The sequence below is a fragment of the Cryobacterium zongtaii genome (assembly GCF_002909375.1).
In the GTDB taxonomy this organism is placed as follows: domain Bacteria; phylum Actinomycetota; class Actinomycetes; order Actinomycetales; family Microbacteriaceae; genus Cryobacterium; species Cryobacterium zongtaii.
Genome location: NZ_PPXD01000030.1, coordinates 13,464 through 27,934 on the forward strand (window position 1 = coordinate 13,464; position 14,471 = coordinate 27,934).

General features: G+C 69.7%; 17 protein-coding genes and 1 tRNA gene. 11 read left to right on the plus strand and 7 right to left on the minus strand.

What is annotated here, in order from left to right:
* The first annotated feature begins 58 nt into the window (after positions 1-58).
* From C3B61_RS18800 to C3B61_RS18810, 3 genes are read left to right on the plus strand one after another with little or no spacing between them, the layout of a single operon-like run.
* Positions 59-766 carry an ABC transporter ATP-binding protein gene (locus C3B61_RS18800; RefSeq protein ID WP_103461997.1) on the plus strand — a complete coding sequence of 236 codons (708 nt, stop codon included), beginning with the start codon at positions 59-61 and terminating at the stop codon, positions 764-766.
* The gene (locus C3B61_RS18805) at positions 763-1,581 is read left to right on the plus strand and encodes a hypothetical protein (RefSeq protein WP_103461998.1); all 819 of its coding nucleotides are present in this window, start codon (positions 763-765) and stop codon (positions 1,579-1,581) included. The genes C3B61_RS18800 and C3B61_RS18805 overlap by 4 nt, the downstream gene beginning before the upstream one ends.
* A gap of 16 nt (positions 1,582-1,597) precedes the next feature.
* Positions 1,598-2,332 carry an ABC transporter permease gene (locus tag C3B61_RS18810; RefSeq protein ID WP_165791227.1) on the plus strand — a complete coding sequence of 245 codons (735 nt, stop codon included), beginning with the start codon at positions 1,598-1,600 and terminating at the stop codon, positions 2,330-2,332.
* 11 nt (positions 2,333-2,343) lie between these two features.
* Here C3B61_RS18810 and C3B61_RS18815 read toward each other — a convergent pair whose 3' ends face one another.
* The gene (locus C3B61_RS18815) at positions 2,344-3,285 is read right to left on the minus strand and encodes a diacylglycerol/lipid kinase family protein (RefSeq protein ID WP_103462000.1); all 942 of its coding nucleotides are present in this window, start codon (positions 3,283-3,285) and stop codon (positions 2,344-2,346) included.
* A 129-nt stretch (positions 3,286-3,414) separates the two neighbouring features.
* On the opposite strand from C3B61_RS18815, the gene C3B61_RS18820 reads away from it, so the two are divergent.
* The 3 genes from C3B61_RS18820 to C3B61_RS18830 all read left to right on the plus strand — a co-directional run bounded on the left by C3B61_RS18820 (position 3,415) and on the right by C3B61_RS18830 (position 5,006).
* Positions 3,415-3,861: a MarR family winged helix-turn-helix transcriptional regulator gene (locus tag C3B61_RS18820; RefSeq protein ID WP_088454931.1), complete on the plus strand. Its 447-nt coding sequence runs from the start codon at positions 3,415-3,417 to the stop codon at positions 3,859-3,861.
* 245 nt (positions 3,862-4,106) lie between these two features.
* Complete coding sequence (locus C3B61_RS18825) at positions 4,107-4,292, plus strand: DUF1918 domain-containing protein (protein WP_088454930.1); 186 nt, start codon at positions 4,107-4,109, stop codon at positions 4,290-4,292.
* Between the two features lie 93 nt (positions 4,293-4,385).
* Positions 4,386-5,006: an NUDIX hydrolase gene (locus tag C3B61_RS18830; RefSeq protein ID WP_244286006.1), complete on the plus strand. Its 621-nt coding sequence runs from the start codon at positions 4,386-4,388 to the stop codon at positions 5,004-5,006.
* A gap of 18 nt (positions 5,007-5,024) precedes the next feature.
* Here the strand turns inward: C3B61_RS18830 and glsA are convergent, their stop codons facing one another.
* The 5 genes from glsA to C3B61_RS18855 all read right to left on the minus strand — a co-directional run bounded on the left by glsA (position 5,025) and on the right by C3B61_RS18855 (position 8,529).
* Positions 5,025-5,951, minus strand: a complete 927-nt coding sequence (gene glsA, locus C3B61_RS18835; RefSeq protein ID WP_088454929.1) for a glutaminase A — start codon at positions 5,949-5,951, stop codon at positions 5,025-5,027.
* Between the two features lie 65 nt (positions 5,952-6,016).
* Positions 6,017-6,089, minus strand: a tRNA-Arg gene (locus C3B61_RS18840).
* A gap of 52 nt (positions 6,090-6,141) precedes the next feature.
* A complete protein-coding gene (locus C3B61_RS18845) occupies positions 6,142-6,549 on the minus strand; it encodes an MmcQ/YjbR family DNA-binding protein (RefSeq protein ID WP_103462001.1) in 408 nt (135 codons plus the stop codon).
* 2 nt (positions 6,550-6,551) lie between these two features.
* Entirely contained in the window at positions 6,552-7,937 is a 1,386-nt protein-coding gene (locus tag C3B61_RS18850) for an MFS transporter (protein WP_241980018.1), read from the minus strand.
* Between the two features lie 4 nt (positions 7,938-7,941).
* On the minus strand, positions 7,942-8,529 hold the full coding sequence (locus C3B61_RS18855) for a nucleoside deaminase (RefSeq protein ID WP_103462003.1): 588 nt from the start codon (positions 8,527-8,529) through the stop codon (positions 7,942-7,944).
* A gap of 235 nt (positions 8,530-8,764) precedes the next feature.
* Here C3B61_RS18855 and C3B61_RS18860 point away from each other — a divergent pair, with 235 nt between their 5' ends.
* The 3 genes from C3B61_RS18860 to C3B61_RS18870 are packed head-to-tail and all read left to right on the plus strand — an operon-like array spanning position 8,765 to position 12,372.
* Positions 8,765-9,964, plus strand: coding sequence for an MFS transporter (locus C3B61_RS18860; protein WP_103462004.1), 1,200 nt, complete (start codon positions 8,765-8,767; stop codon positions 9,962-9,964).
* A 32-nt stretch (positions 9,965-9,996) separates the two neighbouring features.
* Entirely contained in the window at positions 9,997-10,725 is a 729-nt protein-coding gene (locus C3B61_RS18865; RefSeq protein WP_103462005.1) for a flavodoxin family protein, read from the plus strand.
* A gap of 57 nt (positions 10,726-10,782) precedes the next feature.
* Complete coding sequence (locus C3B61_RS18870; RefSeq protein WP_103462006.1) at positions 10,783-12,372, plus strand: carboxylesterase/lipase family protein; 1,590 nt, start codon at positions 10,783-10,785, stop codon at positions 12,370-12,372.
* A 20-nt stretch (positions 12,373-12,392) separates the two neighbouring features.
* Here C3B61_RS18870 and C3B61_RS18875 read toward each other — a convergent pair whose 3' ends face one another.
* Positions 12,393-12,731, minus strand: coding sequence for a winged helix-turn-helix transcriptional regulator (locus tag C3B61_RS18875; protein WP_103462032.1), 339 nt, complete (start codon positions 12,729-12,731; stop codon positions 12,393-12,395).
* A gap of 215 nt (positions 12,732-12,946) precedes the next feature.
* Between C3B61_RS18875 and C3B61_RS18880 the strand changes: the two genes are divergently transcribed.
* Together C3B61_RS18880 and C3B61_RS18885 are read left to right on the plus strand one after the other, a co-directional pair.
* On the plus strand, positions 12,947-13,801 hold the full coding sequence (locus tag C3B61_RS18880; protein ID WP_103462007.1) for an SDR family oxidoreductase: 855 nt from the start codon (positions 12,947-12,949) through the stop codon (positions 13,799-13,801).
* A gap of 122 nt (positions 13,802-13,923) precedes the next feature.
* A complete protein-coding gene (locus tag C3B61_RS18885; protein WP_103462008.1) occupies positions 13,924-14,421 on the plus strand; it encodes an FBP domain-containing protein in 498 nt (165 codons plus the stop codon).
* Positions 14,422-14,471: the final 50 nt, after the last annotated feature.

Here is a 14,471-nt window from a genome sequence, read left to right on the forward strand (position 1 = left end):
CCGCGCTGAGGCCCACTTCACTGAAAGGACCGGCCGTTCCCCGGGCAGAGAGGCAGGCATGATCAGCATCGAGCACATTCGCAAATCGCATGGCCGACGGGAGGTGCTTCACGGCATCAGCTTCCAGGCCCGGCCCGCACGGGTCACCGCGTTCCTCGGCCCGAACGGCGCCGGGAAGAGCTCGGCGTTGAGAATCCTGCTCGGTCTGGACCGGGCCACATCCGGTCTCGCGCTGATCGACGGAAAACGCTACCGCGACCTCGACCGCCCCATGAGGACGGTGGGTGCGATGTTCGACGGCCCGGGTGCCAGTGCCGGGCGCTCCGCACGGGACCACCTCCGGTGGATGTGCACGAGCAATGGCATCGCGCCGAGCCGGGTGCCGGAGGTGCTCGCGATCGTGGGGCTTGAGCGCCACGCAAAGGACAAGGTCGGCACGTTCTCGCTCGGAATGGGGCAGCGGCTGGGGATCGCGTCTGCGCTGCTCGGATCACCGGCGACCCTGGTGCTCGACGAGCCCACGAACGGCCTCGACCCCGACGGGCTGCGCTGGCTGCGATCATTCCTGAGAGGCCAGGCCAACGCCGGGCACACGGTTCTGGTGTCCAGCCACCTCATCACGGAGATGGCCGATCTCGCGGACGACGTGGTGGTCATCAACGACGGGAGCATCGTTGCAACCGGGAGTGTCGCCGCCGTGCGCGGCAGCCGGCCCTCTCTGGAACACGCGTTCTTCGCCCTGACCGACCCCGGTCTCCTCCCGTGAACGGCCTTCTCCTGGGGGCGTCCGGGAACCGGGTCGGGGCCGAGGTGGTCAAATTCACCACAACCACGGCGCTGTGGATGCTGCCCGTGCTGACCATCGCCCTCACCGGTTCGTTGACCTACCTCGCGGGCCGCTCGGAGGTGGCGGCTACCGGGGGCGACCTGGCCGGGGCAACCTCGGCGACCAACCCGCAGCTGTACTCCGCTCAGCCGCTGCCCGTGGAGTATCAGGGGTTCGACATGATGAACATCGGGCTCATCCTGATGATCGCGCTCGGCGCACTGTATGCCGGCAGCGAGTACCGCACCGGGCTGCTCCGCACCGGGCTGCTCCGCAGCTCCCTCGTCGCTGACCCGCACCGGCTCCGACTCTTCGCTACCCGGACAACGGTTCTCGCTCTCGTGGTCGCGGTGACCGCCAGCGCGGCGATGGGTGGCGGCACCGTGCTCCGGCACCTCGCGCTCGGCGACCAAGGCCTGGACCCGCTGGCCTTTCCGCCGCTCGTGTGGCGAAACATCGCCGGCGTCGCGCTGACCTGGACGGCACTCGCCCTGCTGGCGTTCGCGATCGGCGTGCTGGCCCGCAACGCGATCCTGCCGCTGGTCGTCATCGTGCCGCTGTCGGTAGGCCTGGGCGACTTTCTCACCACCCTGTGGGCACCCGCACGATTCGTCCCGCCGGCCGCCGGCGCCAGCCTGTACACGCCGGCGGACGGCACCCACCTTGGCGCCGCGGCCGGCGCGATCGTGCTGGTCGCGTGGGTTGTCGCTAGCCTCACACTGGCCGGCATCGTGTTCCGGCGCCGTGATGCGTAGCCGGGGCGGAGCGCTCATGTATCGAGCGATCGCCGCGGAGCTGACGAAGATCCGCACGCTCCCCGCCGCCCTGGCGACGATCAGCGCCGCCCTCGTGCTGCCGCCGGCGCTGTCTTTCGCGATGGGGCTGAATGTCGCCGCCTCCCGTTCACCGGCCGCGACCGGCGACGACACGGGCGGGTTCGAGGTCGCCGGCTTCGGCCAACCGCTCGTCATCCTGCTCGCTGCACTCATCGTCGGCTGCGAGTACCAGAACGGTCTGCTTCGCAGTTCCCAGCTGGCCGTCCCGAACCGGCTGCGGCTCCTGGGCGCGAAGGCGATCGTCGTCGCCGCCCTCGCCTTCCTGCTGGCGGTCGTCGCCGTCGGGTTCGGCGTCGCCGTGCGTCAGGTATCGACCGGGGGAGCGGGCATCGCCGAGCTGGAGCTCACCCCGGCGATGACGCTGAACCTGCTCATGGTCGGCCTGAACTGGACCTGCATCAGCCTCATCTCGGCCGCGCTGACGGTTCTCGCCAGGTCCATCCTGCTTCCGGTGATCGTCCTAATCCCCCTGGTCCTGGGGCTCGGGGTGGCGCTGGTCGGTCTGCTCCCCTGGCTGAAGTTCGCCCCCGACCTCGCGGGGCTGCAACTCATCTCGCGGTACCCGGGCATGGGGCTGCTCGAGCCACTCCCCGGTGGTGTCGTCATGGTCGCCTGGGTCGTCCTGCTCCTGGCTCCCGCGTTCGTGCTCTTCGGTCGTCGGGATGCCTGATCCGAAGCCGCTCAGCGACGGCCGAGCCTGGCGGGAACGGGCAGCCGCACGACCAGGGCGCCAGGATCAACACTGAACCGACCGGCACGGGTCTCGCCGACGGGGTCACCGTCGATCTCGGCGAGCACCGGGCGGTCGAGCTGAAACCCGAAGTCGCGACCCGACCATTGGCGCAGCGATGCGGCCCCGTTGCGGATCCGCGCGGCGACCTCGACCGCCACGCCCAGCCAACCGGCAACGACGTTGGGCCGCAGCACCACCAGGTCCAGTCGTTCATCGTCGACCTTCGCGCCGGTGGCGAGTTCGATGTTGGCCACCACCGAGCTGCAGTTGCAGGCCAACACCATGAGGCACTCGTGGCTCGTGTGCTCCTCACCGTCGACAGACAGGGTCACCCCGAATCCCTCGCGGAACATCGTCGCTCCACCGGCGACGACATAGGCACCCCAGCCCACCTTCTTCTTGAGGCCATCATCGGTCTGCGCCATGATGTCGGCGTCCAGGCCGACTCCGCCCATGACGACGAACACCCGTTCTTCGCCATCGTCGAAGGTAGCCAGTCCCACGTCGATGGCGTGGTTCTGCCCCAGGAACGCGATCTCCAGGGCGTCATCGAGAGAATCGACCGGGATGCCCAGGTTGCGGGCGAGCAGGTTTCCCGTGCCGCTGGGGAGCAGACCGCACGGCACCGAGGTGCCGCGCAGCACGCCCGCTGCCGCCCGCACCGTGCCGTCGCCGCCCATGATGCAGACGAGGTCCGGGGCAAGCGCCAGTGCCGACCGGGCCGCGGCGACGCCCGAATCATCCCTGTTCGTCTCGAACCACAGGGGGTCATCCCAGCCGAGGCGGCTCGCGGCGGCGCCAACCCGAGCCTTCGTTTCCTCAAGATCCGGGAACTTGCTCGGATTGATGACGACGGCGACGGACGGGGTTCGACTTCGCGAGGCATCCATACGCGCACTATAGAACGGTCCGGCCGCACGGGCGGCAATGCGCGATCGACCGGGCTAGGCTGCCGGGGACGCCGCGCCGATCCCATATTGTTGAACACGGGATGCCCGGGGGCACGGTGAGGAGGCAACATGGTCGATCGTGCAATAGCCGTCGGCGCGTGGGAGTCGCTGTTTCGCGCCCAGGTCGCCATCATGCGCAGCCTGGCCGAGGACTTCCCGTCCCGCGAGATCTCCTTCAACGAGTACGACGTGATGTTCAATCTGTCCCGCCAGCCCGAACGCAGCATCCGGTTGCGGGAGTTGAACAAGCATGTGTTGCTCACCCAGCCCAGCGTGAGCCGGCTGGTGGACCGCCTGGCGTCCAGGGGCTACGTGCTCAAGCACGCCGACCCCGACGACGGTCGCGGCGCCATCGTGCAGCTGACGGATGCCGGCTTCGCGCTCTTTCGGCGGGTGGCGCTGGACCACATGGGCTCGATCAGCACGCGGGTGGGCGACAGCCTGAGCGACGATGAACTCCTGCAGCTCACCGCCCTGTGCGACCGGCTACGGCTGGGACCGGACCAGCCGGTCTGAGCCGCCGCGGGTGGCGGCGAGGTAAGGGCCCTACCCCTCACCTCGCCGTGGCACTCCCTTGCAGGACTGCCATCTCGGCCAGACGACCCGAACGCTGCCTGACTGAGAATCCGTGTGGCGCGTTGGACAAAACTAAGGTTAGCTCAGTTTTGTGCCCGCTGCGGCGCTGCGGGAATCTCGCCGAGCGCCACCGCCCCTGTGCAGGCGGAGGCCGCGAGCGTAATCTCCCCGACAGGAGGTGCGTTATGCGCGCAGCAGAGAACGACCGGATCATCATCCGCGGCAAAACCGATTCAACGCCTGACCGGCACGGCACCATTCGCGAGGTCCGCGGCCCCGAGGGCGAGCCGCCCTACCTGGTCTCCTTCGACGACGGTCACGAGACCCTGGTCTTCCCCGGCACCGACTTCGTGGTCGAGCACGCCCGCTGACCGGCGCAACCGTTGCCGCAGCGGACAACTGCGCCCGGCGTACCGGGCGCAGTTGTCCGCACGGGCACCAGTTGCCGGCGGCTACCCTCAGGTATGCCCGATCCCGACCTCCGCTCCCCCGCCACCGATCCGGCCGGCGGACCCGTCGCCGCGCGCGCTGACGATCTGATCGACCGGCTTCGGGCCTGGATGCCGCTCGCACCCGGGCAGGCCGTGCTGCGGGACGAGTACCTCGGGTTCGTCCTCGGCTCGCCCGAGGCAGCGCTGGAACGCCACGGCGGCCCCGAACACGTCACCGGGAGCTGCTTCGTCTTCACCCCCGACCTGGCGCAGGTGCTGCTGTGCTTTCACAAGAAGGGCCGGTTCTGGGTGCAATTGGGCGGTCACGTCGAGGCGGCCGACGGCTCCGTTGTCGACACCGCCCTCAGGGAAGCCCGCGAGGAATGCGGAATCGACGACCTCGATCCGGTCGGCGGCGGCATCCTGGATCTGGACCGGCACAACCTCGGTGACGGCTTCAGCTGCCGTACGCACTGGGACGTGGGCTTTGCGGCGATCGCCAGACCGGAGGCCGCCCCGGTGGCGAGCGACGAAAGCGACGATGTCGCGTGGTGGCCGGTGGATGCGCTGCCGCAGAACGTTCCCCCGCAGTTCGCGCTCCGCCTGGCCGGTGTGCTCGCCGAGCTCGGCCACCGGCAGCGGGCGACGCACTAAGCGCCGACCGGGTGGGGGTCAGCCGAAGGCGTGGAGGCCGAGGTCGACGCTGAGCCGATCGCTCACGAGACGCCCGCGCACACTGGTGCCCTGCGCGTCCAGCGGCGGGCTGACCACGGCGGCGCCGAGCCGGCCGGGTGCTGCCAGCACGATGGCGCCGGAGACGCTCGACTTCGCCGGAATCCCGACACTCTGCATCCACCGGCCCGACCCGTCGTAGACCCCGCAGGTGGCCATCACCGACACGACGTCGCGGGCGATCCCGGCCGGCACCACCCGCTCGCCGGTAACGGGGTTCACGCCTCGGCAGGCCAAGGTTGCGCCCATCACCGCGAGGGCCCGGGCGTCGACGAGCACGGCGCAGGCCCTGGCGTACACTTCCACGGCGTCGTCGGCGCTGACCCGCAGGGTGCCCTCCGACCGCATCAGGTGCGCCAGAGCGTGGTTGCGGTCGCCGAGTAGGTGTTCGGTGCGGGCGATGCCCTCGTCCACCTCGAGCGGGCGCCCGGCGAAAGCCGACAGGCCCCGCAGGATGCGGTCGTTCCGGGCGGCGACGTCGTCACCGTCGACGAGGGCGGCGGTGAGCAGCGCCCCGGCGTTGACCATGGGATTCGGTGGGCGGCCGGTGCCGCTTTCGAGCTTGATGGCGTCGAAGGCCTCACCGGTCGGTTCGATGCCGATGCGATCAAACGCTTCGCCGTGGGTGTCCAGCAGGGCCAGGGCGAAGAGGAAGGGCTTCACGGCCGACTGCACACTGAAGAGCACGTCGGCCTGCGCACTGCTCCGCACGGTGCCGTCCGGCAGCACGAGCGCGATTCCGCACAACCCCGGGTCGGCGTCGGCCAACTGAGGGATGCTGTCATCGACCGCTCCCCCGGCTTCGGAGACCACCCGGTCACGGAGCGAATCGAGGTCGTATGTGCGAGGGTCCGAGGAGCGGCTCATCAACCCATCCTGTCACGGCCGGAAACGACGAAAGCGGCCCACCGAAGTGAACCGCTTTCAATCTGTGCGCCCGAAGGGATTCGAACCCCCAACCTTCTGATCCGTAGTCAGATGCTCTATCCGTTGAGCTACGGGCGCAGTGATGAATTCGGGACCGAAACCCTCGAAGACAACTTAGAAACTATAACAGCTATTTTGAGCCCTCTGGTGCGCCTGGGGCCCTCCAGCGGTCCAATTGCGCCAGTTGGCGCTTCAGGGCGACCTGTCGATACGAGGTCTCCACCAGTTCCGCCAACTCCACCCAGTCGGCCCGGGGTGTGTCGAAGTCGATGGCGAGCCAGCCGGCCGGGCCGAAATAGGGCGGGATGAAGAAGCGCGCGTCCTGCACGAGGGCCCGCCGCTCCTCGGGGTCGGGCTTGAAGACCATGCTGTGCGGCCGGTCCATGCTCGCACCGACGGTGACGAAGATCTTCTTGCCGGCACGGAAGGTGGGCCGCCCCCAGGCGAGCACCTCGACGGCCTCGGGGAAGGCCAGGCACAGGGCGCGCAGGCGCTCCAACGCGGCATCCGGTCCGTCGAAGAGCAGCGGATGCTCCATGACTACCCGGGCTCCCCGACAGCCGCGACCGGCGCATCCGTTGTGGGCACGGCCGTGCGGATACCCAGCCAGGAAACGATGCCGCCCGCGAACATCAACGCGGCCACCAGCACCATCGCGCGCTGGAAGCCGGCGACATCCAGCGCAGACCCGACGATGGTGCCGGTCAGGGCGATCGCGACGAGGCCGGCGACACGGGCAACGGCGTTGTTGATCGCCGAGCCGATGCCCGCCTGGCCGGAGTGGATGGAGCCGAGCACGGCCGAGGTGAGCGGCGCCACCGTGATCGCCAGGCCGAGTCCCACCAGCACGATTCCCGGCAGCACCTGCAGGGCGAAGTTGACCGGCGGTACCGCCGTGGTCACCAGCAGGAAGCCGGCACCGGCCACGAACGGGCCGATCGTCATGAACAGCCGCGGCCCGTATTTACCGGCCAAGGTGCCGAAGAGGGTGGCGAAGAGCAGCATCATCACGGTGGCCGGGATGCCGGCGAGCCCTGCGAGGGTGGCGGAGAAACCGCCGACCTCCTGGAGGTAGAGGGCGAAGAGGAAGAAGCCCAGGTTAAGCGCGGCGTAGATCCCGACGGTGGCGATGTTGCCCACGGCGAAGTTGCGCACCCTGAAGAGGCCCAGCGGCATCATCGGCTGCGGGGCCCGCGCCTCCCACCAGAGGAAGGCCGCGAACGCGATCAGGCCGATGGCCATCGGGAGGTAGACGACCGGGCTGCCCCAGCCGAACCGGCCCTGTTCGATCAGGGCGAAGACCGGCCCGCCCAACCCCACGACGGCCAGGCAGGCGCCGAGCACGTCGACGCGGGCGCCTACGGCAGGCCGGGTCGGTTCCTGAACGCGCCGCAGCAGGAACATCGTGACGGCGATCGGAATGACGTTGATGAAGAAGACCAGCCGCCAACTCACCGCATCCACCAGGATGCCGCCGAGCAACGGGCCGGCGATGCCGGCGACCCCGGTCCAGCCGGTCCAGGCGCCGATGGCCTTGCCCTGCGCGACACCGCGGAAGGTGGAGGTGATCAGGGCCAGCGAACTGGGAACCAGCAGCGCCGCCGCCACCCCCTGAAGCAGTCGGGCGATAACGAGGAGGACTCCGGTGGGCGCCAATCCGCAGGCCAGGGAGGTGATCCCGAACCAGATCAGGCCCGCGCGCAGCACCCGCACCCGGCCGAAGGTGTCGGAGAGCGACCCGGCCACCAGGATCAGCGCGCCCAGGCTGAGCAGGTAACCGTCGACCACCCACTGCTGCAGCGGCAGGCCGCCGCCGAGTTCCCTGGAGATGGCCGGCAGCGCGACGTTGATGATCGAGCCGTCCAGGAACGCCACGAATGACGACAGGATGGCCACAATCAGAATGCGCCGTTGGCTGGAGGTCACCCGATCAGTCAACACCACCGCGCGCGTTGTACACCAGCACATCCGCCGCGCCGTACTCCCGGAACACCCGTAGCGCCTCGTCGCGGCCGATGTCCTGCACCACGGTGATGCCCCGGGCCTCGAATTGCTCCGCCCAGTCCTCACGCATCGGGCCCTCATCGAAGCCGGTCAGAGTTTCCAGCTCGGCGCCGGACCCGGCCACGACCAGTCGGCGCACCCCCGACCACATCGTTGCGCCGTAACACATCACGCAGGGGCGCCAGTTGACCACGAGTTCCAGGGGACGGGCCGGATCGGCGCCAAGGTCCCAGGAGCCTGTCGCACGTTGCGCCAGCCCGAGGGCCACGACCTCGGCATGAGCTCCGGCCACGCCGGTGGACAGCACCACGTTCACTCCAACCGACACGAGCTCGCCCGTACCGGCATCGACGACGATGGCGGCAAACGGTCCGCCGTTGCCCTCCCGGTAGTTCCGTGCGGCGAGCGAATTCACCAGGGCCATCCGCCCGTCCAGGGTCGGCAGCGTCTGCGGGAGTCCGGGCATCAGCTCGGTCAACCATGACGGCAGTGCCAGGGTGAATGTGGTTTCCATAGGGACCTTCCGTCAGAGGCGCCGCACCGCGCGAAGCCGAGACCCCACAGCGTACGAGGCGGATGTTTCCGGCAGGTTATGCCGCCGAGTCCCGCTCTCGGCGTTGTTTCCACCGACATCTCCACTGCAACCGCCGAACACGGCTGCACCCTGATAACCTCCGGGCACCGCCCTGTTGCACCGATGCGCCATCGTCCTCGTGCGGCCCGACCACCGACGATCTGGAGCCGACCGCATGAGCGCACCGACCACCATCCGCCCCGTGGTCGGCATCCGTCGTTCCCGGGTGGCGGTGAGCGCCAGCTACGCCGCGCAGGGCTTCGGTTACGCGGTGGTCGTCACCTCGCTGCCCGACCTGAAGACCCGGTACGGCATCGACGACACCGTGGTGTCGCTCATCGTTCTGCTGGTCTGCCTCACAGCGGCCGGCGGTTCGCTGCTGGCCGATCGACTCGCGGTGCGCTGGGGCAGCAGGGTGGCCCTGGTGGTGGGACTGCTCCTCGAGGCCGTGGCCCTGCCGCTGATCGCCTCCCCGGTGGGGCTGCCCGCGTTCATCGCCGCGTTCGCGATCTACGGCGCGGGCCTGGGCATCGTCGATGCCGCCGGCGCCATGCAGGGCGTGCTGGTGCAGCAGCGCATCGGCGTCTCCGTGATGGCCGGATTCTTCGCCTGGTACACCGGCGCCGCCATCGCCGGCGCCCTGCTCATGTCGGCCGTTGCCGGCACCGCGGCCAACGCCGGCATCGCCCTGGTTGCGGGCGCCGTCGTCGCCCTCGCCGTCGCCGTCGTGGGTCTGCGCGGCTTCGACCCGCGGCGTACCAAACTTCCACCGGCCCCGAATGCGGCTCCGCACGGCAAGCTGCCTCGCCGCGGCATCGTGTTGTTCGGCACCGTGGTGCTGGCCGCCTTCGTGGTGGACTCCGCCGTGAGCACTTGGAGCACCGTGTACCTGCACGATGTGCTTCTCACCGGCGCCGCGATCGCTCCGCTCGGCTACGCCGCCTACCAGGCCGCCATCCTGGTCACCCGCATCGGCGCCGACGTGCTGGTGCGCCGGTTCGGCCGGGTCGTGTTGGCCGCCTGCACCACGGTGCTGGCGATCCTCGGCTGTCTGGTCGTGGCGACGGTGCCCGTCACCTGGGCCGCCGTGGCCGGCTTCGCCCTGGCCGGGTTCGGGGTCGGTGCCCTGGTGCCGCTGGCATTCAGCGCGGCGGGCGAGCTGCACGAGGCCCGCAGCGACGAGGTGATCGCCAGGGTCAACCTGTTCAACTACGCCGGGGCGGTGCTCGGCGCCGTGCTGGTGGGTCTCCTCGCCGACTCCACCGGACTCGCCCAGGCGTTCCTGCTGCCGATGGCGCTGCTCATCCCGGTGCTGTTCCTGGCCCGGCGGTTCGCGCCGCGCCCGGCCCGCACTTCCGCGCAGAGACCGGGCTAGACGCTGCCCGGGCCAGGTGCTTGACTGCCCCCATGGTGCACACGCTCAGAAACACGCAGGCCTCGTTCGAATATCAGGGCCTGCGCGCCCTGTTCATCAACTGCACCCTCAAGCGGAGCCCGGAGATCAGCAACACCCAGGGCATCATTTCCCTCAGCGCACACCTCATGCGCGAGCAGGGTGTGCACGTCGAGGTCATCCGCGCCATCGATCACGACATCGCCACCGGCGTCTACCCCGACATGACCGAGCACGGCTGGGCGACGGATGCCTGGCCGGCCCTGTTCGACAAGGTCGCGGCCGCCGACATCCTCGTGCTCGGCGGGCCCATCTGGCTCGGCGACAACAGCTCGGTCACCAAACGGGTCATCGAACGGCTTTACGCGATGTCGTCCGAGTACAACGACAAGGGCCAGTACATCTACTACGGCAAGGTGGGCGGCGCCATCGTCACCGGCAACGAGGACGGCGTGAAGCACTGCTCGTCCAACATCCTGTACAGCCTGCAGCACATCGGCTACACGATCCCGCCCGCAGCGGATGCCGGCTGGATCGGCGAGATCGGTCCAGGGCCGAGCTACCTGGATGCGGGCTCCGGCGGCCCTGACAACGAGTTCACCAACCGCAACACCACGTTCATGACCTGGAACCTGATGCACCTGGCCGCGATCCTCAAGGCCAACCGCGGCATCCCCGCCTACGGCAACCTGCGTCAGGAGTGGGACGCCGGCGAACGCTTCGGGTTCGAACCGAATCCGTAAGTACCGCTAGGCCACGACAGGCCCCGAGCACGCGAACCGGGGCAGGAGGGACACACGATGCTCCGCCCCCTGCCGGACAACGCCCCGGCGCACCAGTCACCGTCCGCATCCCGGCCCTGGCCCCTGGAGGTTCTCGTCGCCGGCGGCCTGGTTCGGGGCAGCCACCCCGTCGCGGGGGTGCAGACCTGGCGCGGAATCCCCTACGCGGCCCCGCCGGTCGGGCCGCTGCGGTTCCGCGCACCCCAGCGGGTGATCCCGTGGGCGGGCGTCCGCGACGCCGGCAGCTACGGCCCCGTCGCCCCGCAAGACCGGGGCACCCAGTTCAAGGGCGTCAGCCGCCGCACCCGCATGGGCGAGGACTGTCTCAGCCTGAACGTGCAGCGGCCCGCCGACCGGCCGGACGAGGCCGATCTGCCGGTGATGGTCTTCATCCACGGCGGCGGCTACGCCTCCGGTTCCTCACAGGACTTCACGGAACGCAGCCAGACCATCGTGCGGAGCGGCCGCACGGTCTACGTCGCCCTCAACTACCGGCTGGGCGCCCTCGGCTACCTCGACTTCAGCCGGTTCAGCACCCCCAACCGTCCCTTTGAGAGCAATCTCGGGCTGCGGGACCAGGTGGCCGCCCTGGAATGGGTGCGGGACAACATCCGGTCGTTCGGCGGCGACCCTGGCAACGTCACCGTGATCGGCGAGTCTGCCGGCGGCAATGCCGTGGTGACGCTGCTCGCGACGCCCGCAGCCCGTGGACTGTTCGCCAGGGCGATCGCCCAGAGCCCGCCGTCGAACGCGGCGTACTCCCCCGCGTTGGCCGGCCGCTGGGCCTCCGAGTTCATCGAGGTGCTGCGGCAGGGCCGCGCGCCGGAGCTGGCCGGCGGCCGGCGGCCCGCCGCCGAATTGCTGGACACCGCCACGTGGCCCGCCCTGGTCCGTGCCGCCCTCGTGCTGCAACGACGCACCCCGGATGTCGACCCGGGCACCTTCTGCATGGCCCCCGTCGTCGACGGGAGCTTTTTGCCCGAACGCCCCCTCGACGCTTTCCGCCAGGGGCACGCTCATCCGGTGCCGCTGATCATCGGCACCAACGACAGGGAGGGCTCGATGTTCCGCGGCCGGATCGACATCTTGCCGCGGTCGATCCAGCGCATCCAGTCGCTCTTCGACGAGGCCCCGCCCGGCTCCCATCAGGACATGCGGGCGGTGTACTCCGCCCTGCCTGCCCTGCGCGCCGAAGTGGACTTCAGCGGCGACTATGCGTTCTGGTTTCCCAGCGTGCAGGTCGCCGAGCTGCACTCCCGGTCGGCACCGGTTTACCTCTACCGCTTCGACCTGGCTCCCCGGCTGCTACGCCTCCTCGGCTTCGACGCCACGCACGGACTCGAACTGCTCGCCCTCTCCACGTCGGCCACCGACAGTCAGCTGCGCAAACTCACGGCACTGGGCGGCCGGGCGAGTTTTCTGCGCACCGGCGACCGGATGCGCGAGCACTGGCTGCATTTTGCGGCCACCGGCCTCACCGGGCCGGGCTGGCCGGTCTACACCGAGGGCGATCGCCTGACCCTCATTTTCGACGAGGAGGACCGGGTGGAATCCGACCCCCGCGGCGAGCGCCGGATGGCCTGGCTGCAGTTCCTGCCCAACCTGTAGCCGCCGCCGACCCCGCCGGCTCAGCGACCGCCCACGATGTCGCCGGCGTTCACGCCCACCCAGCGCACCAGCGGCAGGAGATGTGCGGCGAGCTCGTGGCCACGGTCGGTGAGGCTGTAGTCCACCCGGGGCGGGATGGTGGGCTGCGCGTCGCGGTGCACGAGACCGTCGGCCTCGAGGGTGCGCAGGGTCTGCGCGAGCATCTTCTCGCTGATGCCCTCGATACCGCGGCGCAGTTCGCCCCAGCGCAGGCTGGTCTCGGTGAGCGCCACGATCACGAGCACGCCCCACTTGCTGGTGACGTGGTCCAGCACCACCCGGCTGGCGCAGCCGGCCGCGAAAACGTTCGCCGCCGGCATCCCGGCCCCGGCCGGTGCCGGATCGCCGACCAACTGGGCGAGGCGCTCCCGCACGACTGCGTCGGCGGTGGACGGGGCGGCCGGGGTGGACAGAGCAGCGGTCATGGAACCAGCTTACCTAAAGGTGGGTACCTGCGGTTGGGAAGTATTGGGCGGGCCGGCGGGTTGCACCGACCAGAAGGCACGCATCTTGCGGGTCGCGAAGGGAACATCCAATGTCTATCGTCGTCACCGGAGCAACCGGCCAGCTCGGGCACCTCATCGTCGAGCACCTCATCAACCGCGGCGTCACCCCGGCCGAGATCACCGCCGTCGGCCGGAACACAGCGCGTCTGGCCGACCTGGCCGGGATGGGCGTGGCCACGGCGGTCATCGACTACGCCGAACCGGCCAGCCTGGCCGCCGCGTTCACCGGCGCCGACGTGCTGATGCTCGTCTCCGGCAGCGAGGTGGGGCAGCGCGTCGCGCAGCACAGCAACGCCATCACCGCCGCGGTCGCCGCCGGAGTGGGCCGCATCGTGTACACGAGCGCCTCGAAGGCCGACACCTCGGCCCTGATCCTCGCCCCCGAACACAAGGCCACCGAGGAGGCACTGCTGGCGTCCGGCGTTCCGTTCACGATCCTTCGCAACGGTTGGTACACCGAGAACTACGCGGCCGCCGTGCAGCAGGCCCGGGAGACGGGCGTCTACCTCACCAGCACCGGTGCGGGCCGGGTGGCCAGCGCCTCGCGCAGCGACTACGCCGAAGCCGCAGCCGTGGTGCTCACCACCCCCGGCCACGAGAACGCCGTCTATGAGCTCGCCGGAGACATCGCCTGGACCGGCACCGACATGGCTGCCGCCCTCACCGAGGTCGTCGGCCGGCCTGTCGTCTTCACCCCGGTCTCCCCAGAGGAGCACACGGCCATCCTCACCGGCGCCGGCCTGGACGGCGGCACCGTCGGCTTTGTGGTGGCCCTGGACGGCAACACCCGCGACGGCCTGCTGGCCGGCGGGTCGAGCGACCTGGCCACCCTGATCGGCCACCCCACCACTCCGTTGCTGGACGGTCTGCGCGCGGTCGCGTAACCCCCTGCGGCGGTGTTGCCGCCGCTCTGAGCCTCCGTCCCCGGCGCGCCCTGCGCCGGGGGCGGAGCCATTGAGCCCGCCGGAGGCCTCGACTACGCTGTACGAATTATCGGAGGGAGATCATGAAACCGCTTTCTGCTACCGAGATCCGGGATTCCATCGTGAACGCCACCACCGACGAGATCGCCCGGATGCCGCTCCCCGGGCTGCACGAAACCATCTGGGACGAACGTGAGTACCTGGGTTGGCGTGACCCGCAGGCCGCACACCGCGGCTACATTGTGTTCTGGCGGGGCGATGCTCCGTTGGGCATGATGCTGCGGGCCGCGGCGCGGGGGGCCGGTCGGTCGATGTCTGCGTTCTGTTCGCTGTGCCGCACGCAGCAGCCGGCGCACCAGGTGAGCCTGTTCAGCGTGCCCAAGGCCGGCCAGGCCGGTCGGGACGGCAACACCGTCGGAACCTACATCTGCTCCGACCTGGCCTGCTCCACGCTCATCCGCATCCTGCCGCCACCGTCGCAAATGCAACCCAACCCCGCCGAGATGATCACCTCCAGGGGTGCCGGGTTGCTGGCCCGTCTCGAGGGGTTCACGAACGAGGTCCTCAAACCGGCGGAGTAGTCGCGTGTCACGCCTTCGGGGGGCGGCGGGGTAGATTGTACACAACCCGG

What these genes read in the sequence shown, in the direction of transcription:
- C3B61_RS18815 (WP_103462000.1), bottom strand. Translation starts at nt 3,285, where the DNA reads ATGGATGCCTCGCGAAGTCGAACCCCGTCCGTCGCCGTCGTCATCAAT.
- C3B61_RS18875 (WP_103462032.1), bottom strand. Translation starts at nt 12,731, where the DNA reads ATGCCGGCGGCGAACGTTTTCGCGGCCGGCTGCGCCAGCCGGGTGGTG.
- C3B61_RS18810 (WP_165791227.1), top strand. Translation starts at nt 1,598, where the DNA reads ATGTATCGAGCGATCGCCGCGGAGCTGACGAAGATCCGCACGCTCCCC.
- C3B61_RS18825 (WP_088454930.1), top strand. Translation starts at nt 4,107, where the DNA reads ATGCGCGCAGCAGAGAACGACCGGATCATCATCCGCGGCAAAACCGAT.
- C3B61_RS18800 (WP_103461997.1), top strand. Translation starts at nt 59, where the DNA reads ATGATCAGCATCGAGCACATTCGCAAATCGCATGGCCGACGGGAGGTG.
- C3B61_RS18855 (WP_103462003.1), bottom strand. Translation starts at nt 8,529, where the DNA reads ATGGAAACCACATTCACCCTGGCACTGCCGTCATGGTTGACCGAGCTG.
- C3B61_RS18845 (WP_103462001.1), bottom strand. Translation starts at nt 6,549, where the DNA reads ATGGAGCATCCGCTGCTCTTCGACGGACCGGATGCCGCGTTGGAGCGC.
- C3B61_RS18865 (WP_103462005.1), top strand. Translation starts at nt 9,997, where the DNA reads ATGGTGCACACGCTCAGAAACACGCAGGCCTCGTTCGAATATCAGGGC.
- C3B61_RS18870 (WP_103462006.1), top strand. Translation starts at nt 10,783, where the DNA reads ATGCTCCGCCCCCTGCCGGACAACGCCCCGGCGCACCAGTCACCGTCC.
- C3B61_RS18820 (WP_088454931.1), top strand. Translation starts at nt 3,415, where the DNA reads ATGGTCGATCGTGCAATAGCCGTCGGCGCGTGGGAGTCGCTGTTTCGC.
- glsA (WP_088454929.1), bottom strand. Translation starts at nt 5,951, where the DNA reads ATGAGCCGCTCCTCGGACCCTCGCACATACGACCTCGATTCGCTCCGT.
- C3B61_RS18830 (WP_244286006.1), top strand. Translation starts at nt 4,386, where the DNA reads ATGCCCGATCCCGACCTCCGCTCCCCCGCCACCGATCCGGCCGGCGGA.
- C3B61_RS18880 (WP_103462007.1), top strand. Translation starts at nt 12,947, where the DNA reads ATGTCTATCGTCGTCACCGGAGCAACCGGCCAGCTCGGGCACCTCATC.
- C3B61_RS18885 (WP_103462008.1), top strand. Translation starts at nt 13,924, where the DNA reads ATGAAACCGCTTTCTGCTACCGAGATCCGGGATTCCATCGTGAACGCC.
- C3B61_RS18860 (WP_103462004.1), top strand. Translation starts at nt 8,765, where the DNA reads ATGAGCGCACCGACCACCATCCGCCCCGTGGTCGGCATCCGTCGTTCC.